Genomic DNA, 24326 nt, shown 5'->3' on the forward strand with positions numbered 1-24326 from the left:
ACAAAACCACGGCGATTGATACGCCATCCAGCGTTCACCACTGTCACATCGCTTTCTGTTCGTGCACCCGAACCTTCGCCGAGGGCACACCCATCTTTTTCTGCTCGCAATTTACTCGTAAGTCACGACGAGCGGGGCGTGATCACTCCAGCGCGTGTCGTAGCTCGCAGCCCTGTCGACGCGTGAGGACGCAGCCCGCGCGGCGAGCCCCTTCGAGGCCAGGTGGTAGTCGATCCTCCAGCCCGAATCGTTATCGAAGGCTTTCCCGCGCTGCGACCACCACGTGTACGGCCCGGGCACATCGCCAGCGAGCGCGCGGTGCACATCAACCCATTCCCCCGCCTCGAGCAGGCGATCGATGTAGGCGCGCTCTTCAGGAAGGAAACCTGCGCTCTTGAGGTTGCCCTTCCAGTTTTTAATGTCGAGGTTCGTGTGCGCGATATTGAGGTCCCCCGTGAGAAGCACGTGGCGCCCACTCGCACGCAGTTCCTCGAGGCGCAACCAGGCACCCTCGAGCATCTCGTACTTATCGGCCATCGTTTGAGGCTTGTCGACATTTCCCGAGTGCATGTACATGGAGATCACGGTCAGGTCCGTGCCATCGCCAAGTGGGTCCTCGACGTCGAGTTCGAGCCAGCGCCCGGTGTGCGCATCCGCATCAAGGCCGGGAAGCAGGCGTCGGACCTCCCCCATGTTCGCCCCTTCGAGCCCCTCGCGCACCGCGATCGCAACCCCCGCGCGGCCCTTGAGCATCGAGGCGTGGGCAGCCGACCGCCACCCCTGTCCCACGAGCCCCTCGACGAGGTCCTCGGGTGCACGCACCTCCTGGAAGGTGACGACGTCTGCGCCGCACGAGGCAAGCCACTCCCCCATACCTTTGCGAGCCGCCGCCCGCATACCGTTGACGTTAACCGTCGCCACCGTGAAAGTCACACTTACTCCTTCATTCATCCACGGGCGCGCTCGCACCCGATTTAACGGGGAGGAACCCGCCCCACGAAGGACGGGTCCCTGCCGTCAGTCACCCCACGATCGTTCTACACAGTGAACGTGCAAGGCAACTCGGGTATCAGCGCTTAGCCTTTTCGGCTTCCCACGCGCGCTCGGCCGACTCGACAACGTTCTGCATGAGCAGCGCGCGAGTCATGGGGCCGACGCCACCCGGGTTCGGGCTGATCCAGGCGACTTTGTCCTTAGCAGCGGGCTCGACATCGCCCTTGATCTTCTGCTTGCCCGTTTCCGGATCCGGTTCGCGCGTCACACCGACGTCGAGCACGACAGCATCGTCGCGAAGGTCGGCTGCCTTCACGAGATGCGGCACACCAGCAGCGGCGATCACGATGTCGGCCTGCTTGAGGAGCTCCGGGAGGTTCTTAGTGCCGGTGTGCGTAAGGGTGACGGTCGCATTATGCTCGCGACGCGTGAGAAGGGACGCGATGGGGCGCCCTACTGTCACACCGCGGCCCACGACGACGACGTGCTTGCCGTTGAAATCGATACCGTGACGCTTCGCGAGCTCAATTGCCGCGCGAGGTGTGCACGGCAGCGGGGTGGTGATGGGCTTGTTGACGTTGAGCACGAGCCGGCCAAGGTTCACGGGATGAAGACCATCGGCATCCTTCTGCGGGTCGATGTACTCGAGAACCGCGTCGGTATCGATGTGCTTCGGCAAGGGAAGCTGCACGATGTAGCCCGTGCAGGCCGCGTCGGCATTGAGCTCATCGAGGACTGCGAAGAGTTCCTCCTGAGTCGTCTCCTCGGGCAGGTCCTTGCGAATCGAATTGATGCCGATGGCCTCGGAATCGCGGTGCTTACCGGCAACGTAGATCTCCGAGGCCGGGTCCGCGCCTACGAGCACGGTCGCAAGGCCAGGGCGAACCGCGCCTTCAGCAACGATCTTCTCCACGCGTTCGCGAAGTTCTTCCTTAATGGTCTTGGCCGTAGCTTTGCCGTCGAGAATTTGTGCAGTCATAGCGTCATTACTCCTTACGTCGTGGATTCTCAGTACTGGGTGAGGTCGGCGTACAGGGGCGTATTTTCGGCGAGTGTGCGCACGCGACCGCGCAGCTGCTCGATATCGCCTTTGCCGGTGAGTGCCGTCGCGATCACGTCGGCAACCTCGGTGAACTCGGCCGCACCGAACCCGCGCGTCGCAAGCGCGGGAGTGCCGATGCGCAAACCTGACGTCACACGCGGCGGGCGCGGATCGTTCGGGACCGCATTGCGGTTGACGGTGATGCCAATCTCGTGGAGGAGATCCTCGGCCTGCTGGCCGTCGATTGAGGACTTGCGCAAGTCAACGAGCACGAGGTGCACGTCGGTACCACCCGTGAGCAGCTCAACGCCGGCTTCCTTCGCATCGGCTTCCCCGAGACGCTCCGCGAGAATCTGTGCGCCCTCGAGGGTACGCTGCTGGCGCTCCTTGAACTCCTCCGTTGCGGCGAGCTTGAGCGCGACGGCCTTCGCGGCAATCACGTGCATAAGCGGGCCGCCCTGCTGCCCCGGGAACACAGCGGAATCAACCTTCTTTGCGAAGTCCTGCTTCGCGAGAAGCATGCCCGAGCGCGGGCCGGCAAGAGTCTTGTGCACGGTCGTCGAGACGACATCGGCGAACGGCACCGGGCTCGGGTGAAGGCCCGCCGCCACGAGCCCAGAGAAGTGCGCCATATCAACCCAGAGCTTCGCGCCGACCTCATCGGCGATCGAGCGGAAGGCCTCGAACTCGAGCTGACGCGGATACGCCGACCAACCGGCGACGATCACATTCGGACGCGCCTCAAGTGCCTGCTCACGCACGTGGTCCATGTCGATGCGGCCGGTCTCCGGATCAACCTCGTAGGCCGCGATGTTGTAAAGCTTGCCCGAGAAGTTGATCTTCATGCCGTGAGTGAGGTGGCCGCCGTGTGCGAGGGAGAGCCCCATGAGGGTGTCACCCGCGTTCGCGAGAGCATGCATGACCGCCGCATTCGCCGACGCGCCCGAGTGGGGCTGGACGTTCGCGTGATCCGCACCAAAGAGAGACTTCGCACGCTCGATCGCGAGGTTCTCAGCGACATCAACGTATTCGCAACCACCGTAGTAGCGCTTGCCCGGGTAGCCCTCGGCATACTTGTTGGTGAGAACCGAGCCCTGGGCTTGGAGGACCGCGCGCGGAACGAAGTTCTCACTCGCAATCATCTCGAGGGTGGTTTGCTGGCGGTGAAGTTCCTGGTCCAGAACCTTGGCGATCTCCGGGTCGACCGTAGCGATCGATTCACCATGCGTGTTCATGTGCGCTCCTTCGCGAATCAAGACTTATGTCCTGCTTGAGTGTAAACACTGCGTGAGCGAGGCAACAGTGGTACGCAGGCAAGCGTCGGCCCGGTGCCTATGCGCCTATCCGAACATTCAGACGGACGGGCTCCGGTTCAAGCCACACACCGAAGCTCTCGTGCACGCGTGAACGCACATGCTCAGCAAGCTCCGCGATGTCCCCACTCGTGGCCTCCCCCCGATTCGTGAGGGCAAGCGAATGCTTGGTGGAAAGAGCGGCGCCGCTTCGCTCCGGTGTAAGAGTGAAGCCGCGCTCGAGGCCCGAGTGGCTAATGAGCCACGCCGCGCTCGTCTTAATCCCGCCCTCGGCCTCGTATCGGGGAGCCTCCTCTGGGAGGATTTCTGCTGCTTCCCGCGAAAGGATCGGGTTCGTAAAGAAGCTTCCCGCGCTCCAGGTGTCGTGGTCACTGGCATCGAGGACCATCCCCTTACGGGCCCGGACCTCAAGCACAGCCTCGCGCACTTCACGCATCGGGGCACGCTCGCCCACGCGAATGCCGAGTCGCTCGGCGAGCTGAGCGTATTTCACGGGTGCCGAAAGGGAACCAAGCTGATGTTGGAAAGTCACCGACAGCACGACGTAACGCCCGGTCGCACCGCCTTGCGGCATGCGCGTGCGCTTGAAGAGCGAGTCACGGTAGGCGAATTGGCAATCAGCAGCAAAAAACGTGCGCACCTGGTTCTCGAGCCGATCCCACGTACGCACACGCGTGATCACGGAGGAGACCTCCTGCCCATACGCTCCGACATTTTGAATCGGGGTTGCACCAACAGTGCCGGGGATTCCCGAGAGCGCTTCGATGCCGACCATCTCGCGTTCGACCGCGTAGGCGACGGCGGCATCCCACGACGTACCGGCGAAATATTCGACGGTCGCGCCGCCACATGCCGCCGCGAGCGGCGTACGATCGGTAGGGCGTGCCTCGCCGGTCGTCGACACCTCGCACGAAGCCTCAATCCACGCGGGGTGGTCCTCGCCGATTGCCCGAACCACGGTCCCCTTGAAGGGATCGCTCGACGCGACAAGATTCGAGCCACCACCGAGAACGAGAAGTTCGTCGCCCGCGGCATCAGCAGCGCGCACGGCGGCGATGAGTTCATCCTCGGTTCGGGCCTCGACGTACGTAGAGACTTCCCCGCCGACACGCAGGGTCGTGAGATCAGAAAGCTTCACGCGAGCTTCACCACCGCGCGGCACTTCGTGAGGACCTTCTGACCATTCACGCTTGCCGTGATGTCAATCCGCGCTGTGCCGTCTTCGGGCTTGAGGAGTCCGACGACTGCCTCGATCTCAACGTCCACTGCTTCGAGTGCGGGGACCTCGATCGGCCGGGTAAAACGCGTCTCATACGAGACGAGGCGACCCGGATCGCCAAGCCACTCGAGCACCGGGGCAATAACGGTACCCATCGTGAGCATTCCATGCGCAATGACGGAGGGCAGCCCCACCTCGTGCGCAAAAGCATCGTTGTAGTGGATCGGATTGAAGTCGCCCGAAGCACCCGCGTACCGCACGAGGGTGTCACGGGTAAAGGAACGGGTCTCGCTGACAATGACGTCACCTTTGGCGAGCGCCTCGAGTGTGGGAACGGTAGGAGTAGTCATATTTTCTTAGCCTTCCTCGCCTCGAACAACGAGCGACGAGCGGACGCTCGCAACGTGTGCCTTCGCGTGGTCCATGAAGTCCACACGCGTCGTCACCATCGCGTGCGGGCCAACCTGCTTGACGGCCTCGACGGTCAGAGTGGGGATGAGCTCGTCGCCCGCGACAATCGCGCGCTCGAGCTCGAATGATTCTTCAGAGTGCACAACACGTGAGAAGTCGATTCCGGCCTCGGGATCGTTGATGTACCGCGCTTCCTCAGCCTGAGCGAGGGTAACGAGGAACGTGGGAGGGGCAACGATCGCGCTATAGCCGGCCTCGCGTGCGGCTTCCTCGCTCGTCGTGAAAGCATGCGTGTTTCCAGTGGCCGCGGCAAACTCTCGGATTTTCGTTTCCGAAACTCGTACGCTGGGCCCGCTTTCGTAAACGCGGCCCGCGAAGTCGGGATGAGGCGATGCCATTGGTTCCTACCCTTCGATTAATCGCGCTGCCAGGTCGTGGCGCGCGGGGATTTTCATCGTATCCGGTTGCATCTCGCTGCTTGCGGTGTGGCGCTAATCGCCGAAAGCACCAAGCAAAAAGCCACCCTCGTGGGCGGCTCAGCGGAGAATCTCCGAAGAACGCACCCGGGGTGGCTTCTTGATGAGTATGTGCGTGTGGATCAGCGGGTTTCGCGGTGAACCGTGCTGCTGGCGCACGTCGAGCAGTACTTCTTAAGCTCGAGGCGGTCAGGGGTGTTGCGGCGGTTCTTCTTGGTGATGTAGTTGCGGTTCTTGCAATCTACGCACGCCAAGGTGATCTTAGGACGCACGTCAGAGCTTTTCGCTGCCATGACTCGCCTCTTTCCGTTTCGCGCGCATCTTGCATACGCGGGTCCTGTCGCCTGCGGCATGCAGGCACATCAACACGCCAGGGAAACCTGGAGTGGTACCGAGGGCGGGGATCGAACCCGCGACCTCACGATTATGAGTCGTGCGCTCTGACCGTCTGAGCTACCCCGGCTCGATCGGAATTGCGGCCCGACACCGATTCTTCGGTGCCGGGCCGCCATCCGATCAGAGCCCTGAAAGGGAATCGAACCCTTGACCTTCTCCTTACCATGGAGATGCTCTGCCGACTGAGCTATCAGGGCAACGCGTGAAAACTTACCGTGTTTTGCGAACCTAGGCAATTCCGGGAAGTCCTCGGTGCGGCGGATCACAGCCACTCACGTGGAGGCAATCTGCGTGGCAGGTGAGGGATTCGAACCCCCGAAGGCTGAGCCGTCTGATTTACAGTCAGATCCCTTTGGCCGCTAGGGTAACCTGCCCTGCTCGCCGGATCCGCGCCCGATATGGCGCGATATCGCGAAGCGAACCTGATCAATACTAGCGAGCCTTTGCGCTTTCGTCCACGCAGAATGGCTGCTGGCGCCCGTGTTCCCTCTCACAGAGCCCCGAACTTCGGCTTTGCCACGAGCAGGGGCACCGCGGCTACTGAGGCCGCGGTGCCCCTGTTTTCCTCCCCCGTATCCCCTTCGCCCCGTCTTTCCTAAAAGCCGTTCGCACGGTTTTCTCTGTAGCCGTTCGCACGGTTTTTCGAGAGCTCCGTCACCCCCTTCGCGAAAACCACGCGGAGGCTTCGTTGCTCGAGCGGCTTGCTCTACGACGCCGCCGAGGCTTGCATCTGCTCAGCCGCCTCTTGCTTGACCTGCTCGCCGTGGGTGCGGAGATTCGTCAAAAGCGTTTCGATTGCGGTCGCGAGAGTTTCAAAGTTCGCGACGAACGAGTCTCGGTCCTCTCCGACCCATTGCGCCGACTGAACGCTTTCGCGTGCCGAATTCAGGGCGCTCGTCGTTGCTGTCGCGAGTGACACAAGGCTCTCGCCTGCAGAGACGCCCTGTTCGGGCGACATTCCGATAAAAGTCGTGTTCATGTTTCCCCCTTGATCCTTAGTGGTGTTGGTGTGCTGCCGCTAGCCGGCGCTCGAGGCTGCTTGCTGTTCGGCAACCTGACCGCGTGCATTTTCAGCCAAAAGCCCGAGCCTCGCAGCGTTGTCGTCGCTGGCGTGGGCGAGAGTGCCGAGTTGCGAGAGGAAGTTCTCGCGATCCTCGCCCACCCATTCGAGCGACTGAACGGTGCTCACAGCGTTGTTCCCCATGTCGCGAAGCGAGGTGCCGAGCGCCTCCAGCGCACCAGCCATGCTTTCGACGCTCCCGGGGTCCATTCCCTTCATCATGCGTATTCTCCTTTCATGAGGGCCCGTGCCCTCGTCGATCATGCCGACACCTTCACGCTACGGCTTCGCAAAGAGCAAAAGTCCTGTGGAGCACGACCCGCCGGTTCCCATGTGGAGAACTTTTGGCGCTGTGACGCTGCTCCCGCCTAACGCACAAAGCCCGACGCTCGTCGTTGCTCCGAGGATTGTTCCTCAAGTAGGCGTGCCAACTGCCTGAGCATGTCGGCTACGGCGATGAATCGGGCGTGCGCTTCCTCAGCTGTATTCGCGAAGGCTTCGGCATCTGGGCCCTTCCACGCAAGTGCATTGACGAGTGCGCGTAGTTCCTCGCCCGCATGCCTCCAGCTTTCTGCGCTGAGCGACATGAGCGTGCTCAGCCGCTCAACCGCCGCGGGGTCCATTCCTTCAAACATGTGTGCTCCTCAGTAGTGATGTGCTGTAGCGCTGTTCTGAATCAGCGGTATTCCGGTGGGTTGGAAAAGTGGTGAATGCGCTCTTTGAGCGCCAAAGGTGACAGCAGCGGTACCGCGTCACGGCGGCACGGCCACGCCTCATCCTTTTCGCGCGAGGCTGGGCGCTTTGACAGCTATCCATGGCAGTACTCGCGTGCATATGCGGGAACGATGAGTCGACAGTCAGCGCCCTCAACGAGCCACGCGACATCGGGGGCATTCGCCCATCTCGTTCGCGGCGGAGTGCGGCCAAAAACCGTGAACACCTCCGCCTCTCGAGAACCGAGAACGATACCGCACCCCGCGTGCGCGAGGATCGGCCCGAGCGCACCAAGCCTCGAGAACGAACCGCCCTCGAGCCCACCAAAAACACATGCCCCTGCTGCAAGTGCAGTCCGTGCGGCGACACCGATCTCTGCCGCATCGGAGTCCGACTCGAGGTCCGCGACGTTGTCGAGGATGACAAAGGCCTTCGGCCCCAACGCACTCGCTCGCTCGAGAACGCGGCACGCCTCTGCCCCATTGCCGGAGGTGCTTTGGGGCAGACGAAGAATCTCACGATCCCGAGCAAGAGCGGCCAGAGATTCGAGAAGTGCAAGGCGATCGCTCCCCTCACCTCCCACGATGAGACCCCCGCCCTTGAGTGGCAGCGAGACGGGCTCGCCATCGGCGTGAGAGAAGCCCACGAGAGCACGCGTCGAATCCCGCACGAGCGCGACTGCCTCGCGGGTGCCAAGTGTGCGCCTTGCGAGCACGAAAGCCTCGAGGCATGCGCGACGGCGATTATCCCCGCGCACGGAAGGCTCCTCGAAGAGCGCTATCTGTGCTTCACGGCCTCCGATACTCACCCGCCCCACGGGCGCTGACTCGGAAAGCCTCACAGTCGTGCCGCACATCGCGTAGTCTTCCGCACGCGAAAGACGATGCACGATTCGTTCGGTGCACGCGGTCTCGAGGCTCCGCGGCAATTCGCTCGGTCCTGAAGCGCCAATGATGAGCGTGAGCCTGCGGGCACGGGCCGTCCGCGCAAGGGCACCGAGAAGCGAGAGGATGTCTTCTCGATCGCTCGGATGGGCTTCGTGGCAGAGGTCGGCACACGAGTCAATGGCGAGAATCGACGGTCCCACCTCGCCCTTGGTATTCGTCAGGTGCCGAAGCATTCTCAACACGGAAGCGGTGTCGTCTCCCGCCACATACGCGACTGCCTGGGTTTCATCGACCAGTCCCCGAAGTCCTTTGCTCACTGAGTCGAGAATGAAGAGGCGCGGCCTCTCCTGTGCAGTACGGGTCGCTCGCACGATATTCACGATGCTCGTGCTGCGACCAGTGCCGGAGGCGCCGTAAACTCCGTAGACCGATCCCGGTGGACCTAGCCTCGCGACGGTGCGTCGTTGGCGCGATGGATCGTCCACGAGCGCAAAAGGCGCCGGCAATCCCCAATCCTGAACGAGCTTCTCCCCCTCGTAGCTTTCCGCGAGCGGTGGGAGCCATGGCGCGCGAACGGTTTCTCCACTTCGAGCCCAGGCGTCAATCGCTTCTTTCACCACAAGGCTTGCATCGGTGGGACCCCGATCCTCTCCGCGGGAAGGCTCACCGCTCGTGAGCCGCAGTTGCGTATTGAACCCCTTCGTCGCTTCCTCATCGTTCATGGCATGCGCGAGGGACACACCTAACCTCGTAGAACGATCGTCCTCTCCACGAGCACCCGCGTATGCCATTTGCGCCTCGTGCTGGAGGCCCGCTCCCACGGCACTCACAACGGCTCGACCGGGGGTGTCGAGTGAAATTTGAGCTGCTGCCTTCGACCCGATGACATCGAGCGAATCGGCGGTATCGCTCAAGCGAAGCGCGATGCGAAGGCTGACATTCGCGCGAAGGCGCTCGCTCACGATCCCCGCGGGTCTCTGTGTCGCAAGAATCAGGTGGATGCCAAGCGAGCGCCCTCGCTGCGCCACATCAATGAGTCCTTCGAGAAACTCGGGGCAGTGATCTCGAAGGGCTGCGAACTCGTCAACGACTATGACGAAAGCGGGCAGATCATCACCACCACGCTCCGCATAGTCGTCGCTGTCTTTCGCGCCGCATCGCGCCAAGAGCTCCTCTCGATAACGTAGTTCCGCTTTGAGGGAGACGAGTGCACGCGTCACGAGATCGGACCCAAGGTCAGTCACGAGCCCAGTGCAATGGGGCAAAAGCGCGCACTCGCCGAGCCCTGCGCCGCCCTTATAGTCCACGAAAAGGAATGTGAGACGACGCGGTGAATACCGAAGTGCAAGGCTGAGAATCCACGATTGAAGAAACTCCGACTTTCCCGATCCCGTTGTTCCGGCAACAAGAGCGTGCGGCCCCCACGTGCGAAGCGGGATCGTGAGTGGCCCGGTCTCGCCGTACCCTACAAGAGCATCAAGCGTGCGGGCCTCGGCGCGGTCATTCGTGCGCCAGGCGCGAGAGAGACTCATTCGAAGTTCATGCCGCTCCACGCCGTTCACATCGAGAAGCGATACGGTCGCGGGAATGGCCTCGTTCGCGTGTTCTCGGCTTCGCGCATCCATCAAGGAGGCAAGTCTTCGTGCCCATACGTGTGCGGCTTCCTTACTGACGCCTTCGCATGCGTTGAGCGCGATGGGCGCCACCTCGCCTCGTTGCCAGAAGACTCCGTCGTTCCCCTCAACCTCGAGAAGTGCGCTGCACACACCGGGAAGGTGCGCGCTATCCGCTGCCGTCACGATAAGGCGTGGCCCTCGTTCTCCACGTGCCTCCCACGCTTCCACGAGGACCGAGAGTGAGGTGAGCTGAGCGGGGGTCGGGTCAAGCGCGAGGATCACGACATGCGAACTGCCTCCTTCGGTATCGCCGCTGAGATCAGGCATGTGACGAGCAGCCCAAGCGATGACGGCCTCGTCGCTCTCGAGAATCTGCACCTTCCCTCCATCGGAACTTCGTGCATGGGGAAGCCACGCGAGACCCCGGGCGTTTTCGCACGCATCCGAAGAGCACACGAGGGCGAGGCGAACGTCGGAAGGTGAATGCCGCCCACCAAGCTGTACTCCAAGACCCACCACACATCCCATGCGTCCCGCACCGGTGATGCCCAGGCCGCGTGCCTGCCGAAGAGAGACAGTCACGGGCCCTTCGAACATGCGGGCTGACTCGCGGAGCATCTCGAGCTCCCCTCGCTGTTCGCGTGGGCCTTCGGCCAGGGTCTCTCCTTTGAGCTGCACCGCGCTCTCGACTCGACCCGTACCGAGTCGGAGCGTCAAGAAATCGCTGTGTTCTTCTCGTAGCGCCCACAGATCGCCACGTTTGGGCGAATCCCATTCGGCAATAACGCAAGCGGCAGGGAGCATCGCGCCTAGGCGCGCCTTCTCGCCCTCGTGTGCCCCGTGCACCTCGGCTTTCGCCTCGTCAACCGCTTCCTCAAACTCCCGCAGTGCCCGCGAACTTTCCTTGCGCACCCGTGCGCATTGCGACCAATAGTGTGCGAGTGCCATTGCCGGCATGACGACTGCAAGCATGATGACGAAACTGCTCCGTGTGAGCGTGTACATCACTCCGGCGATCATGAGCGGCACGAGAAGGCTCACCGTTGGAAAAGGTGGTGCCGTCGCTGGCCGCGGTACTCGCGGCAGAGCGATCTCCCGTGCGGGCTCCGCCAGCTCAATGCGCGCGGGAGGAAGGTAGGCGCGCGCGGGCGAATCGTTGACAACGACGTCGGCGCCGGCGCGATGCCGAACCCCCACTTTCCATTGCCCCACGTACACGCACGAATCGGGCTTGAGGTAAGCGCCTCTCACCTGCCCGCCATCGGCGTTTTTCAGGATCGCACCTTGAGCAGCGTGAATCTTCACCTCGGCACACGTTTCGAGGTAGGCGTGGGTGCTCGCAACATCACCGTGCTCGAGCGTGACTGTGCACGTTGTTGACGACCCGATCGACGAGAGCCCCTTCTCGAGCGGAACGACACGCTGAACTCCATTGCGCTCCAATACGAGCTCCCACGAGGAGGGGATTCTTTCGCCTGGGCGCTCAACCTCTACGGATGCCTGCACGAGCTCGACGCTCATGCCTGACATCAACCCAGAAACGTGCAGAAGTTGCTCATTGGCGAGCAGTGCGCCGGGAAATCCCTGTTGGCTCCGCTGCCCCACTCTCAGCGCATACCCTTCACCATCGAGGCCGAAATGGTGCCGCAATCTCTCGACGAACTCCCCCGTGCACACGGTTGAATCCGCGGAAACCTCGAGAACTACGGGGTTTTGGCAAGGAGGGATGACCTCCACGAGAAGCGTCACGACGCCACCTTCCCCTCGATCGCCACTGCAGCCTCAAGGATGGCGTGGCGCCGAGGAACGAGAAACCCCGCTCTCCACGTTTGTGGAAAGCGGGGTCGTGTGGAGCGAGAAGCGGGGCGCGTCAGCGGCCTTCAGGCTCCTCCCTTTCGCTCTCGGGGGTGCCGACGGCGGCTTCGCCTTCACGAAGCGCATCCTGGCCTTCGACGGCCTGCCCGTGTTCAGCTGCGCCCTCTTCGCTTTCGTCGAGCGCGTGCTCATCGGCGATGACGGGCAACTCGAGACGATCGACGGTCGTAAAAATATGCTCACCATAGGCGCCCGAAGCACTCGGTTCAACGGCGCTCACCACAACGGCCGTCGCGTTATCGCGCCCACCATGGGCGACTGCCGTATCAACGATGCGTTGCGCAACAAGGTCCGCCGCCGATGACTCTTCGAGCATGGAATGCAGCTCGCCATCGCTGACTTCCCCCGTCACGCCGTCGCTACAGACAAGGAAGCGATCGCCAAGACGCACCGGTATAAGCCAGAAATCGGGGCGCGTGTCCGGACCGGCACCAAGTGCACGCGTAATCATGTTGCGGTAGGGGTGGACCCGTGCCTGGTCGAGCGTGATCTCACCGCGATCCACAAGTTCTTGGACTACCGAGTGATCCACACTGACCTGGGAAAATTCGCCGTCTCGGAGCATGTAGACGCGAGAATCGCCAAGGTTCATGACGAGCCAATGGGGCTCGGATTCATGAAGCGTAAGAGCCACCATCGCCACTGTCGTGCCGGCGCTGCGTCCGGAATCATCGTCGAGGCTAGCAATTCGCTCATATGAGCGAACCATCGCATCTGCGACGTCCTCAAGTTCGATGTAATCGCCGCCCGCAAGAGCTGCAAACTCATCGGCAACGATGCCGCTCGCAACCTCCCCAGCATTGTGGCCACCCATGCCATCAGCCACGAGGAAGATCGGGTCAAACGCGATAAAAGAATCTTCGTTGACCGACCGTACAAGACCGACGTCAGTCGCCCCGGTCGAGGCGATACCGAAGTCTTCAGCGTGCCGTTCGGCCCGCAATGAGAGGTCTGCATTCACGAGTTCGTTCACTTCACCTTAGTCGAGCACGCATTCGGGCCGGAAGGCCTATGCACATTGAGCTGCGATCCACTGTAAAAGGGCACCGCGAGGCATGCGCACGCCGTGTACGGCGCACGCTTAAGCATAGCGAGAAGCGCTGAACGTCGCAGGAGCGCACGCTCCTTAGGCGCGACGTCGCACAAGCGATACCGTAAAGGCCGTAAGAGCATCGCGCGCGGGGCCCGCGGGCAGCGAGTCCACGAGGGCAAGGGCACGATCGCCGTAGCTTGCTGCGAGCTTTTCAGTTTCGTCGACAACGGGATGGACCGAAAGCGCTTCAACAACTTCGGCAAGCCTCTCATCACTCGAGAGGTCAGCGTCGAGTGCGGCGAGCAAATTCGCCGAGGCCGCGTCATCGGGATGCTCCGCCACGTGCGCGCGAAGCAGCAAACTCGGCATGGTGGGAACCCCCTCACGGAGGTCAGTCCCGGGGGTTTTTCCCGATTCTTCCGCAGTTGCACGAATGTCGATCACGTCGTCGGCGAGTTGGAATGCCACGCCCACGGCTTCGCCGTACTCCCGCATAACGGAGACGACGCTCTCGGGCGCTTTCGCGATCTTGGCACCGAGCACACCTGCGGTCGCAATCAGTGAGCCGGTCTTATTGGAGAGCACGTCAATGTAATGGGCGAAGGGATCATCGCCTTCGCTGGGGCCGACGGTTTCATTGAGCTGGCCTAGGCATAGACGCTCAAACGTGTGGGCGTGGATCCCCACGATCTCAGAGCCGAGATTCGCGCTCATAGCGCTCGCGCGGGCAAGAAGAAAATCCCCCGTCAGGATCGCAATGTGGTTACCCCACACACGATGCGCAGCGGTGGTACCCCGACGAGTCTCTGCCGCATCCATGACATCATCGTGATAGAGAGTCGCGAGATGAGTGAGTTCTACGAGAGCTCCCGCGTCAACGAGTTGCGGCTCAGAGATGTCCCCAAAAGCGGCGGCGAGCATCACGAGGACGGGACGCACGCGCTTACCACCAGCGTCAAGGAGATACGGCGCCGTTGAACGCATCATCGGGTCAGACGACGCAACAGCGGCGTGAAGCCTTTCTTCAACAGCCTCGAGGCCACTCTGGATAGATTCCGCGAGGGAAGGGTCGATGTCCTCCATCGTGAAGCTCGCCATCACTGTCCTTTACCTGACGGGCCCGTTCCCTGCGAACGAACTACAGGGGTTAACTCTATCGGCATTTACGGCTGGGCGCAGCGCAGCAAGTGCGTGAAATGGTCTTCCATGGGGAGGGTCACGGGACCTCCGACGGTTTCCGGGCAAAAAGAAAACCCCGGTCGGGTGACCGGGGTTTTCGACGAATAATTTCGGCGGCGTCCTACTCTCCCACACCCTCCCGAGTGCAGTACCATCGGCGCAGTTAGGCTTAGCTTCCGGGTTCGGAATGGAACCGGGCGTTTCCCCAACGCTATGACCGCCGAAAAACTTTGGCGAGGCTGCGAAAAGCAGCACCACTATGAAATTTTACGATCAGCTCAGCGCATCTTTGCGCGAGCGATCGAGAAGAATAGTTCGGCGGTGTCCTACTCTCCCACACCCTCCCGAGTGCAGTACCATCGGCGCAGTTGAGCTTAGCTTCCGGGTTCGGAATGGAACCGGGCGTTTCCCCAACGCAATGACCACCGAAACAATCAACCAACCCCCCAAACCCCAAACAAACAGGGCCAGGTGAGAAATCAGGGGTGTGGAATGTCAACCACACAGTGAACGCGAACACACACAAGAAGCAACAAGAAGAGTGCAGATAAGTCATCGGCCAATTAGTACCAGTCAGCTCCACGCATTACTACGCTTCCACATCTGGCCTATCAACCCCGTCATCTACAGGGGACCTCCCACACAAAAATGTACGGATATCTCATCTCGAAGCAGGCTTCCCGCTTAGATGCTTTCAGCGGTTATCCCTTCCCAACGTAGCCAACCAGCCATGCCCTTGGCAGAACAACTGGCACACCAGAGGTTAGTCCATCCCGGTCCTCTCGTACTAGGGACAGGCCTTCTCAAATATCCAACGCGCGCAGCGGATAGGGACCGAACTGTCTCACGACGTTCTAAACCCAGCTCGCGTACCGCTTTAATAGGCGAACAGCCTAACCCTTGGGACCAACTCCAGCCCCAGGATGCGACGAGCCGACATCGAGGTGCCAAACCATGCCGTCGATATGAGCTCTTGGGCAAGATCAGCCTGTTATCCCCGGGGTACCTTTTATCCGTTGAGCGACACCCATTCCACAATGAGGTGCCGGGTCACTAGTTCCAGCTTTCGCTCCTGCCCGACATGTCTGTCTCGCAGTCAAGCTCCCTTGTGCACTTACACTCAACACCTGATTGCCAACCAGGCTGAGGGAACCTTTGAGCGCCTCCGTTACTCTTTAGGAGGCAACCGCCCCAGTTAAACTACCCATCAGGCACTGTCCCTGAACCAGATCATGGCTCGAAGTGAGGAATCCAAAACGACCAGAGTGGTATTTCAACAACGACTCCACCAACACTAGCGTGCCAGCTTCTCAGTCTCCCACCTATCCTACACAAGCCGTTCCGAACACCAATACCAAACTATAGTAAAGGTCCCGGGGTCTTTCCGTCCTGCTGCGCGTAACGAGCATCTTTACTCGTAATGCAATTTCGCCGAGTTCGCGGTTGAGACAGTGGAGAAGTCGTTACGCCATTCGTGCAGGTCGGAACTTACCCGACAAGGAATTTCGCTACCTTAGGATGGTTATAGTTACCACCGCCGTTTACTGGGGCTTAAATTCTCAGCTTCGCCCACAAGGGGCTAACCAGTCCTCTTAACCTTCCAGCACCGGGCAGGCGTCAGTCCGTATACAGCGACTTACGTCTTCGCACGGACCTGTGTTTTTAGTAAACAGTCGCTTCTCCCTGGTCTCTGCGGCCATCAGTGCTCTCACACCTCAGGCCCCCCTTCTCCCGAAGTTACGGGGGCATTTTGCCGAGTTCCTTAACCACGATTCTCTCGAACTCCTTAGTATTCTCTACCTGATCACCTGAGTCGGTTTAGGGTACGGGCAATAGTGCTCGTCACGCCGGAACTTTTCTCGGCAGTCCAGGATCACCCACCTACCCCACAAAGGGTCCTCATCACGACTCACCCTAAAGAGCGCAACATTACTCGCACTCGGGCTGCTCGCTTGAACGGGGACAACCATTACCCCGCGGAAGCTACCTCACTGCGTCATCCCACACGCTGACCTAATACGCGCTCGGTTCCCAGCCTCACCACCACCAACCAACCCAAAGGGAAGGAAGGGGAAGCTCGGGTGGTTAGCATCACACGCCTCGGTATGGGTCCTCACACTATCGGTACGGGAATATCAACCCGTTATCCATCGACTACGCCTGTCGGCCTCGCCTTAGGTCCCGACTAACCCGGGGCGGATTAACCTAGCCCCGGAACCCTTGATCATTCGGAGGACGGGTTTCTCACCCGTCTTTCGCTACTCATGCCTGCATTCTCACTCGCATAGCCTCCACCACTGGGTTCCCCCGCAGCTTCACCGGCCACACGACGCTCCCCTACCCACCCCAAAAAATGGAGTGACACAGCTTCGGCGGTGTACTTGAGCCCCGCTACATTATCGGCGCAGAATCACTTGACCAGTGAGCTATTACGCACTCTTTCAAGGGTGGCTGCTTCTAAGCCAACCTCCTGGTTGTCTCAGCAACTCCACATCCTTTCCCACTTAGCACACGCTTAGGGGCCTTAGCTGATGTTCTGGGCTGTTTCCCTCTCGACCATGAAGCTTATCCCCCACAGTCTCACTGCTACGCTCTCACGTACCGGCATTCGGAGTTTGGCTAAGGTCAGTAACCCGGTGGGGCCCATCGCCTATCCAGTGCTCTACCTCCAGCACGAAACACGCAACGCTGCACCTAAATGCATTTCGGGGAGAACCAGCTATCACGAAGTTTGATTGGCCTTTCACCCCTATCCACAGGTCATCCCCTCCATTTTCAACTGAAGTGGGTTCGCGCCTCCACACGGTCTTACCCGCGCTTCACACTGCCCATGGATAGATCACTTCGCTTCGGGTCTAGAGCCGGCGACTCAACGCCCCATTCAGACTCGCTTTCGCTACGGCTACCCCACACAGGTTAACCTCGCCACCGACCACTAACTCGCAGGCTCATTTTTCAATAGGCACGCCGTCACCCCTCAAGGCTCCGACGGATTGTAAGCACACGGTTTCAGGTACTCTTTCACTCCCCTCCCGGGGTACTTTTCACCTTTCCCTCACGGTACTAGTCCGCTATCGGTCACAAGGAAGTATTTAGGCTTACCAGGTGGTCCTGGCAGATTCACACCGGATTCCACGAGCCCGGCCCTACTCGGGGCAACACCACGCCTGGCCATGCAGTTTCAGCTACGGGACTCACACCCACTATGGCGCCTCACTCACAAGGCTTCACCTACCACACACCACAACGCCACAACACCGGTAGATATTGTGTAAATGCACCCCACAACCCCACACCAGCAACCCCTACCGAGTCTCACACCAGCATGGTTTAGCCTCCTACGCTTTCGCTCGCCACTACTCACGCAATCACTATTGTTTTCTCTTCCTGAGGGTACTGAGATGTTTCACTTCCCCTCGTTCCCCCCACACCACCTATACATTCAGTGGCGGGTACCACGACTCACGCCGCGGCGGGTTTCCCCATTCGGACACCCCCGGATCACAGGTCGGTTGTCACCTCCCCGAGGCTTATCGCAGACTCCCACGTCCTTCATCGGCTCCTTGTGCCCAGGCATCCACCGTATGCTCTAAGTAACTTAGAAACACTCGAAAATGAACACATAGACCAAAAAATCATTGAACTATCTGTAACAAAAAATTGCTTACAAGATGCTCGCGTCCACTATGCAGTTGACAAACAACACCCCCACACCCGAAAACCACCAACCACAAAGCCAGCAGCCCCAGGGGGGAAAGACCGCACATGCAGCCTCACACCCCAATAGTGTGCCCACAACACGCCACCTAAGTCCCAGCACCATTCCAACCCCACACAAGCAGGGCGTACTCAGCACCAGCACAAAGCAACACGTCTTTTATTGATGTTCCACCCAGCCCATACGCGCTGCACACACTCGGCACAGAACACGCACACCACCACAAACGTGGCGGTGCAGGGCAAAAGTAAACTCCTTAGAAAGGAGGTGATCCAGCCGCACCTTCCGGTACGGCTACCTTGTTACGACTTAGTCCCAATCACCGATCCCACCTTCGACGACTCCCCGCAAAAAGCTTGGGCCATCGGCTTCGGGTGTTACCGACTTTCGTGACTTGACGGGCGGTGTGTACAAGGCCCGGGAACGTATTCACCGCAGCATTGCTGATCTGCGATTACTAGCGACTCCGACTTCATAGGGTCGAGTTGCAGACCCCAATCCGAACTGAGACCGGCTTTTTGGGATTAGCTCCACCTCACAGTATCGCAACCCATTGTACCGACCATTGTAGCACGCGTGAAGCCCAAGACATAAGGGGCATGATGATTTGACGTCGTCCCCACCTTCCTCCGAGTTGACCCCGGCAGTCTCCCATGAGTCCCCACCCGAAGTGCTGGCAACATGGAACGAGGGTTGCGCTCGTTGCGGGACTTAACCCAACATCTCACGACACGAGCTGACGACAACCATGCACCACCTGTGCACCAGTCCAAAGAAAACCACATCTCTGCAGCGATCCAGTGCATGTCAAGCCTTGGTAAGGTTCTTCGCGTTGCATCGAATTAATCCGCATGCTCCGCCGCTTGTGCGGGCCCCCGTCAATTCCTTTGAGTTTTAGCCTTGCGGCCGTACTCCCCAGGCGGGGCACTTAATGCGTTAGCTACGGCGCGGAAAACGTGGAATGCTCCCCACACCTAGTGCCCAACGTTTACGGCATGGACTACCAGGGTATCTAATCCTGTTCGCTCCCCATGCTTTCGCTTCTCAGTGTCAGTAACGGCCCAGAGACCTGCCTTCGCCATCGGTGTTCCTCCTGATATCTGCGCATTTCACCGCTACACCAGGAATTCCAGTCTCCCCTACCGCACTCTAGCCTGCCCGTACCCACCGCACGCCCAAGGTTAAGCCTCGGGTTTTCACGGCAGACGCGACAAGCCACCTACAAGCTCTTTACGCCCAATAATTCCGGACAACGCTTGCGCCCTACGTATTACCGCGGCTGCTGGCACGTAGTTAGCCGGCGCTTCTTCTGCAAGTACCGTCACTTTCGCTTCTTCCTTGCTGAAAGAGGTTTACAACCCGAAGGCCGTCATCCCCCACGCGGCGTCGCTGCATCAGGCTTTCGCCCATTGTGCAATATTCCCCACTGCTGCCTCCCGTAGGAGTCTGGGCCGTGTCTCAGTCCCAGTGTGGCCGGTCGCCCTCTCAGGCCGGCTACCCGTCATCGCCTTGGTGAGCCACTACCTCACCAACAAACTGATAGGCCGCGAGCCCATCCCTCACCGAAAAACTTTCCACCACCAACCATGCGGCCAGTAGTCATATCCGGTATTAGCCCCGATTTCTCGGAGTTATCCCAAAGTGAAGGGCAGGTTACTCACGTGTTACTCACCCGTTCGCCACTAATCCACTGTGCAAGCACAGCTTCATCGTTCGACTTGCATGTGTTAAGCACGCCGCCAGCGTTCGTCCTGAGCCAGGATCAAACTCTCCATTAAAAAACAGAAAAATCTAAACCCAGCAGAAACAAAACAATCAACATTACGCTGACCATCCAGAAATTGAACAAGAAATTCAATGTTCCTGCCAAAAAAAATTGGCATCAATAAACAGACACACTATTGAGATATCAAACAACATGCGCACACCTCACGAACCCCTACTTCAGGGGCTCACGAGGAGCTAATGTTCACCGGAAGTTTTTCTTGACCTCTCGGCGCGAGTCACTAGTTTAGCAACCCTTCCCGATCCGGTCAAGCCAACCTGCCGTGTTCCACGCCACTCTTCACCGGATGCTCACCCGGGGTTCGCGCACGATCTCCACGACGGCCACTTGCGGTCGCGATTCAAGAGCGAATTTCTTCGTTTCCTCGAACCAACGAACAAAAACATTACGCGAGGTCTCACCCCCGGTCAAGCCCCGAAGCCTCACGCGTGCCCACCGCCACAAAGTGAAGCGCCCGCCACCCCTATACGAGGGGCAACGGGCGCCTTTTGCTTGTGTTCAGCTGCTGTTTACCGAGCGCTCAACTCACGATCCTCACCATTGCGGCGTTCTTCTTGCCGCGGCGAAGAAGCAGATAGCCGCCGGCAAGCGAGTCGTAGCCGCCGAGCTCTGTTTCGAGGACCTCAACGTCGCCGGCAATCTTCTCGCCGTTGACCGAAAGGCCGCCCTCTTTAAGAGCCCTGCGCACAGCACCGTTTGAGGTCAAGAGCTCCGTGGCTGTGTAGGCCTCGACCAGTTTTGCCGTGCCAGGAAGCTCTACACACGGGAGTTCTCCCGCAATCACGGCAACCGTCGGGCCGTCGAGCTCACGCACGTCTCCCCGCCCAAACAGAACCGATGCCGCCGCCTTCGCTTGCGCAGTGGCCTGCTCGCCATGCACGAGCGTGGTCATATCGTCGGCGAGAAGTTTCTGCGCCGCACGCTCGTGCGGACGCTCAGCCGTGGCCGATTCAACCGCCGCGAGTTCCTCCTCGGGGCGGAACGTAAAGAACCGCAGGTATTTGAGTACGTCGCGATCGTCAGCACCGAGCCAGAACTGGTGGAAGGCGTACGGGCTCGTAAGCTCGGGATCGAGCCACACGGCCCCGCCCTCACTCTTGCCAAATTTCGTACCATCCGCCTTCGTCACGAGCGGGGTCGTGAGGGCATGGGTCTGCACACCCTCGACCTTGCGGATCAGATCCGCGCCACCAACGATATTGCCCCACTGGTCATTACCGCCGTACTGAAGCGTCACGCCGTAGCGCCGGTAAAGTTCGAGGAAGTCCATCGCCTGGAGAATCTGGTAGGAAAACTCGAGGTAGCTGAGCCCTTCTTCCGAATTGAGACGCTTGGCGACAATGTCTTTCGAGAGCATCGTGCCCATGCGGAACTGCGAGCCGTAGTCGCGAAGGAAGCTCAGGACATTGAGATCCTTCGTCCAGTCGTAGTTATTCACCATCGTCACGCCGAATTCACCCTCGGGGTCGAGGAAGCGTTCGATCTGGCCGCGAAGCGATTCAACCCACGTTGCAACGATGTCGGCCGAGTTCATCTTGCGCTCACCGGACATGCGAGGATCACCCACGAGACCAGTGGCGCCACCCACGAGAGCAAACGGCTTGTTGCCCGCGAGCTGGAATCGGCGCATCGTGAGGATCTGGGTCAGGTGCCCGACGTGAAGCGACGAGGCGGTGGGATCGAAGCCGCAATAGAGCTTGAGCGGGCCTTCATGTGCTGCGGTACGGATTTCCTCGATACCGGTCGAGTTCACCAGCAGGCCACGCCATTCAAGCTCGTCAACGATGTTAACCATCGTGCGTCTCCATTCCTTTCGTCGGGGCGGCCACAATGCGCCGCGCATCCATTCCACAGTAGCGCACACGCGCTAAAGCGCCTTGGCGAACTCCCTTAGGCTGGCCGACGTCACTTTTGCGTTCTCGAGTTGCGCCGCAACGCTCGTGCGGCCCGTTCCCCCCTTCGAGGAACGGGAATCGATCGAGCCGAGGGTGGTGAGTACCCCGCGCACTTCAGGAGTGAGGTGCGGCGACACCGATGCGAGGTCGTCGTCGCTCAATTCCCACAGTTCCTCGCCGCGTGACTCTGCACGTTGCACGCATGCGCCCGAAATCTCGTGCGCCTCCCGGAAAGGGACGCCTTGGCGCACGAGCCATTCGGCGATGTCGGTCGCAAGGGCGAACCCGCGCGGGGCGAGGTATGCCATACGCTCGGTGTGAAAAGTCAACGTACGCACCATGCCCGCAAAGGCGGGCAGGAGAAGCTCGAGTTGATCGGTTTGATCGAACATCGGCTCTTTGTCCTCTTGGAGGTCGCGGTTGTACGCGAGCGGCATGGCTTTGAGGGTCGCGAGAAGGCCCGCGAGATCGCCGATGAAGCGCCCCGCCTTGCCTCGCGTCAGTTCCGCTACGTCGGGATTCTTCTTCTGCGGCATGATCGAAGATCCGGTGGAGAATGCGTCATCAAGCGTCACGAAGTCGAACTCCTTCGTGTTCCACACGATGATCTCTTCGGAGAGCCGTGAGAGATCCACACCGAGCATCGTGAGGCACCAGGAGTATTCGGCGTAGACATCGCGCGAAGCCGTACCGTCGATCGAGTTCTCGCTCGCTCCCGCAAATCCGAGCTCCTCGGCAACGGCTTCCGGGTCGAGCCCGAGCGAGGAACCGGCGAGTGCGCCGGAGCCGTAGGGGGAGATCGCCGCACGCGCATCCAGGTCACGCAGCCGCTCCACGTCGCGCATAAGCGGCCACGCGTGGGCGAGCAAATGGTGGGCGAGCAACACGGGTTGGGCGTGCTGGAGATGGGTACGGCCCGGCATGGGGGCTTCGGGATGGTCCGACGCTTGCTCGATGAGCGCGTCGACAACATCGAGCGCGAGGGCAGCAATCACGCGGGCGTGGTCGCGGATATACATGCGTCCGAGGGTGGCAACCTGATCGTTGCGTGAACGCCCCGCACGGAGTTTTCCGCCGAGGGCCGGTCCGGCGATCTCGAGAAGGCCGCGCTCGAGCGCAGAATGCACGTCTTCGTCGCTCAGGTGCGGCGTAAACTCCCCGCTCTCCACCTGCCGACCGAGTTCCTCGAGCGCGGTGAGCATGTCGCACAGCTCCTGTTCGCTCAAGAGTCCCGCGCGGGCAAGGACGCGCGCGTGCGCCTTTGAACCGCGTAGGTCGTAAGGCGCGAGACGCCAGTCAAAGTCAGTGGATTTTGAGAGCGCGGCCATGACGTCAGCTGGCCCCGAAGCAAAGCGTCCGCCCCACAGGGCGACGCGCTCAACCGCGACGTCCTCGTGCTCGCTCTTCTCGCTCTTCTGAGGCTCCTCGCCCGCGCGCATCACTCGTTCTCACCCTTGTTCGAAGCATCGGGATCGAGCGAGGGGCCGTGACCGAACTTCTCGTCACGTGCGGTCGCTTGCTTCGACCCGAGACCGTAGATCTCGATGAAGCCCTTCGCGTGCGACTGATCGAAGGTGTCGCCCTCGTCGTAAGTGGCGAGGTTGAAGTCATAGAGGCTCGCGTCGCTGCGTCGCCCCGTCACCGTGGCGCGACCGCCGTGGAGGCGCAGGCGCACATCGCCGCTCACGTAGCGCTGCGTTTCCTCAATAAAAGCCTCGAGGGAGCGCTTGAGGGGGCTGAACCACTGGCCGTCGTACACGAGATCGGTCCAGCGGTCCTGCACCTCGCGTTTGAAACGGCCCTGTTCACGCTCGAGCGTGACGCGTTCGAGCTCGCGATGCGCTTCAATGAGGGCCATCGCGCCTGGCGCCTCGTAGATTTCGCGGGACTTGATGCCCACGAGTCGGTCCTCGACGATGTCGATACGACCGATTCCCTGCGCTCCTGCGCGTCGATTCATCTCTTGGATCGCCTCGAGCGGGCTCACGGCTCGGCCATCGATCGCGACGGGAATACCGTGATCAAAAGTGAGCACGAGTTCGTCAGCAACGGGTGGGAACGCTGGATCGTCGGTGTAGTTGTAGACGTCCTTCGTGGGCTCATTCCAGATGTCCTCGAGGAAACCCGTCTCAATGGCGCGACCCCACACGTTCTGATCGATCGAGAACGGGTTGTGCTTCGTGGTGGTGATCGGAAGGTTGTGCTTCTCCGCGTAGTCGATCGCCTTGTCACGTGTGAGTGCAAGATCGCGGACGGGGGCGATGCACTGGAGGCCGGGCGCGAGCGATGTAATCGACACCTCGAAGCGCACCTGATCGTTACCTTTCCCCGTGCAGCCGTGAGCGACCGCGCTCGCGCCGTACTTCTTCGCCGCTTTCACGAGGTGCTTGGCAATAACGGGGCGCGACAGGGCAGAAACAACCGGGTAGGCATCCATGTACAGGGCATTCGCCTTGAGCGCTGGCATGCAGTACTCGCTCGCAAACTCGTCGCGCGCATCGGCAACGTAGGCTTCCACGGCGCCGCAGTCGAGGGCACGCTGACGAATCACCTCGAGGTCTTCCCCTCCCTGGCCAACGTCCACCGCGCACGCGATCACGTCGGCGCCCGTCGCGTCGTGGATCCATCCAATAGCGACGGAGGTATCGAGGCCGCCCGAGTAGGCAAGAACAATGCGTTCGGTCATTTTCTTCTCCTAGGGTTGAGTGGCGTG

The 24326-nt window shown here is 60.5% G+C and carries 16 protein-coding genes, 3 tRNA genes and 4 rRNA genes; all 23 read right to left on the reverse strand.

The features are described from left to right. Window positions 1-111 precede the first annotated feature (111 nt). The 23 genes from DAD186_RS07620 to DAD186_RS07730 all read right to left on the reverse strand — a co-directional run bounded on the left by DAD186_RS07620 (window position 112) and on the right by DAD186_RS07730 (window position 24299). Window positions 112-933: an exodeoxyribonuclease III gene (locus DAD186_RS07620; RefSeq protein ID WP_208854253.1), complete on the reverse strand. Its 822-nt coding sequence runs from the start codon at window positions 931-933 to the stop codon at window positions 112-114. A gap of 136 nt (window positions 934-1069) precedes the next feature. Beyond that, a complete protein-coding gene (locus DAD186_RS07625) occupies window positions 1070-1972 on the reverse strand; it encodes a bifunctional methylenetetrahydrofolate dehydrogenase/methenyltetrahydrofolate cyclohydrolase (protein ID WP_065248159.1) in 903 nt (300 codons plus the stop codon). 29 nt (window positions 1973-2001) lie between these two features. Further along, window positions 2002-3270: a serine hydroxymethyltransferase gene (gene glyA, locus DAD186_RS07630; protein WP_065248160.1), complete on the reverse strand. Its 1269-nt coding sequence runs from the start codon at window positions 3268-3270 to the stop codon at window positions 2002-2004. 97 nt (window positions 3271-3367) lie between these two features. Continuing rightward, entirely contained in the window at window positions 3368-4486 is a 1119-nt protein-coding gene (locus DAD186_RS07635) for a UDP-N-acetylmuramate dehydrogenase (RefSeq protein WP_065248797.1), read from the reverse strand. Next, a complete protein-coding gene (locus tag DAD186_RS07640; protein ID WP_065248161.1) occupies window positions 4483-4917 on the reverse strand; it encodes a MaoC/PaaZ C-terminal domain-containing protein in 435 nt (144 codons plus the stop codon). The genes DAD186_RS07635 and DAD186_RS07640 overlap by 4 nt, the downstream gene beginning before the upstream one ends. A gap of 6 nt (window positions 4918-4923) precedes the next feature. Then, entirely contained in the window at window positions 4924-5376 is a 453-nt protein-coding gene (locus tag DAD186_RS07645; RefSeq protein ID WP_065248162.1) for an FAS1-like dehydratase domain-containing protein, read from the reverse strand. Between the two features lie 200 nt (window positions 5377-5576). Beyond that, window positions 5577-5747, reverse strand: coding sequence for a 50S ribosomal protein L33 (rpmG, locus tag DAD186_RS07650; RefSeq protein WP_016665062.1), 171 nt, complete (start codon window positions 5745-5747; stop codon window positions 5577-5579). 93 nt (window positions 5748-5840) lie between these two features. Further along, window positions 5841-5917 (reverse strand) — tRNA-Met (locus tag DAD186_RS07655). Window positions 5918-5974: 57 nt separating this feature from the next. Next, window positions 5975-6047, reverse strand: a tRNA-Thr gene (locus DAD186_RS07660). Window positions 6048-6142: 95 nt separating this feature from the next. Further along, window positions 6143-6224: transfer RNA gene (locus DAD186_RS07665), tRNA-Tyr, on the reverse strand. A 332-nt stretch (window positions 6225-6556) separates the two neighbouring features. Then, entirely contained in the window at window positions 6557-6829 is a 273-nt protein-coding gene (locus tag DAD186_RS07670; RefSeq protein WP_065248163.1) for a hypothetical protein, read from the reverse strand. A gap of 39 nt (window positions 6830-6868) precedes the next feature. Continuing rightward, window positions 6869-7132, reverse strand: a complete 264-nt coding sequence (locus tag DAD186_RS07675; protein WP_065248164.1) for a hypothetical protein — start codon at window positions 7130-7132, stop codon at window positions 6869-6871. Between the two features lie 146 nt (window positions 7133-7278). After that, window positions 7279-7545, reverse strand: a complete 267-nt coding sequence (locus DAD186_RS07680) for a WXG100 family type VII secretion target (RefSeq protein WP_065248165.1) — start codon at window positions 7543-7545, stop codon at window positions 7279-7281. Between the two features lie 173 nt (window positions 7546-7718). After that, window positions 7719-11876, reverse strand: a complete 4158-nt coding sequence (locus DAD186_RS07685; RefSeq protein ID WP_065248166.1) for an FtsK/SpoIIIE domain-containing protein — start codon at window positions 11874-11876, stop codon at window positions 7719-7721. 121 nt (window positions 11877-11997) lie between these two features. Then, window positions 11998-12975, reverse strand: a complete 978-nt coding sequence (locus DAD186_RS07690; RefSeq protein ID WP_065248167.1) for a PP2C family protein-serine/threonine phosphatase — start codon at window positions 12973-12975, stop codon at window positions 11998-12000. A gap of 153 nt (window positions 12976-13128) precedes the next feature. Further along, entirely contained in the window at window positions 13129-14133 is a 1005-nt protein-coding gene (locus DAD186_RS07695) for a polyprenyl synthetase family protein (RefSeq protein WP_065248168.1), read from the reverse strand. A 189-nt stretch (window positions 14134-14322) separates the two neighbouring features. After that, window positions 14323-14439 (reverse strand): 5S ribosomal RNA (gene rrf / locus DAD186_RS07700). An 88-nt stretch (window positions 14440-14527) separates the two neighbouring features. Next, window positions 14528-14644, reverse strand: a 5S ribosomal RNA gene (rrf, locus tag DAD186_RS07705). Between the two features lie 113 nt (window positions 14645-14757). Further along, a 23S ribosomal RNA gene (locus DAD186_RS07710) occupies window positions 14758-17818 on the reverse strand. 374 nt (window positions 17819-18192) lie between these two features. Then, a 16S ribosomal RNA gene (locus DAD186_RS07715) occupies window positions 18193-19710 on the reverse strand. Together the 16S, 23S and 5S rRNA genes form the textbook arrangement of a ribosomal RNA operon. Before the next feature lie 528 nt (window positions 19711-20238). Further along, window positions 20239-21513 carry a tyrosine--tRNA ligase gene (gene tyrS, locus DAD186_RS07720; RefSeq protein WP_065248169.1) on the reverse strand — a complete coding sequence of 425 codons (1275 nt, stop codon included), beginning with the start codon at window positions 21511-21513 and terminating at the stop codon, window positions 20239-20241. A gap of 72 nt (window positions 21514-21585) precedes the next feature. Then, window positions 21586-23052 (reverse strand): argininosuccinate lyase, encoded by a 1467-nt coding sequence (gene argH / locus DAD186_RS07725; protein WP_065248170.1) that lies wholly within the window; start codon window positions 23050-23052, stop codon window positions 21586-21588. Beyond that, window positions 23052-24299: an argininosuccinate synthase gene (locus tag DAD186_RS07730; RefSeq protein ID WP_065248171.1), complete on the reverse strand. Its 1248-nt coding sequence runs from the start codon at window positions 24297-24299 to the stop codon at window positions 23052-23054. Before DAD186_RS07730 ends, argH begins: the two co-directional genes overlap by 1 nt. Between the last annotated feature and the right edge of the window lie 27 nt (window positions 24300-24326).

The sequence above is a fragment of the Dermabacter vaginalis genome, assembly GCF_001678905.1.
GTDB lineage: Bacteria > Actinomycetota > Actinomycetes > Actinomycetales > Dermabacteraceae > Dermabacter > Dermabacter vaginalis.

Coding starts and splice junctions, on each gene's coding strand:
- DAD186_RS07625 (WP_065248159.1), bottom strand. CDS start 1,972: ATGACTGCACAAATTCTCGACGGCAAAGCTACGGCCAAGACCATTAAG.
- glyA (WP_065248160.1), bottom strand. CDS start 3,270: ATGAACACGCATGGTGAATCGATCGCTACGGTCGACCCGGAGATCGCC.
- DAD186_RS07640 (WP_065248161.1), bottom strand. CDS start 4,917: ATGACTACTCCTACCGTTCCCACACTCGAGGCGCTCGCCAAAGGTGAC.
- DAD186_RS07645 (WP_065248162.1), bottom strand. CDS start 5,376: ATGGCATCGCCTCATCCCGACTTCGCGGGCCGCGTTTACGAAAGCGGG.
- rpmG (WP_016665062.1), bottom strand. CDS start 5,747: ATGGCAGCGAAAAGCTCTGACGTGCGTCCTAAGATCACCTTGGCGTGC.
- DAD186_RS07670 (WP_065248163.1), bottom strand. CDS start 6,829: ATGAACACGACTTTTATCGGAATGTCGCCCGAACAGGGCGTCTCTGCA.
- DAD186_RS07675 (WP_065248164.1), bottom strand. CDS start 7,132: ATGATGAAGGGAATGGACCCCGGGAGCGTCGAAAGCATGGCTGGTGCG.
- DAD186_RS07680 (WP_065248165.1), bottom strand. CDS start 7,545: ATGTTTGAAGGAATGGACCCCGCGGCGGTTGAGCGGCTGAGCACGCTC.
- DAD186_RS07695 (WP_065248168.1), bottom strand. CDS start 14,133: ATGGCGAGCTTCACGATGGAGGACATCGACCCTTCCCTCGCGGAATCT.
- tyrS (WP_065248169.1), bottom strand. CDS start 21,513: ATGGTTAACATCGTTGACGAGCTTGAATGGCGTGGCCTGCTGGTGAAC.
- argH (WP_065248170.1), bottom strand. CDS start 23,052: ATGCGCGCGGGCGAGGAGCCTCAGAAGAGCGAGAAGAGCGAGCACGAG.
- DAD186_RS07730 (WP_065248171.1), bottom strand. CDS start 24,299: ATGACCGAACGCATTGTTCTTGCCTACTCGGGCGGCCTCGATACCTCC.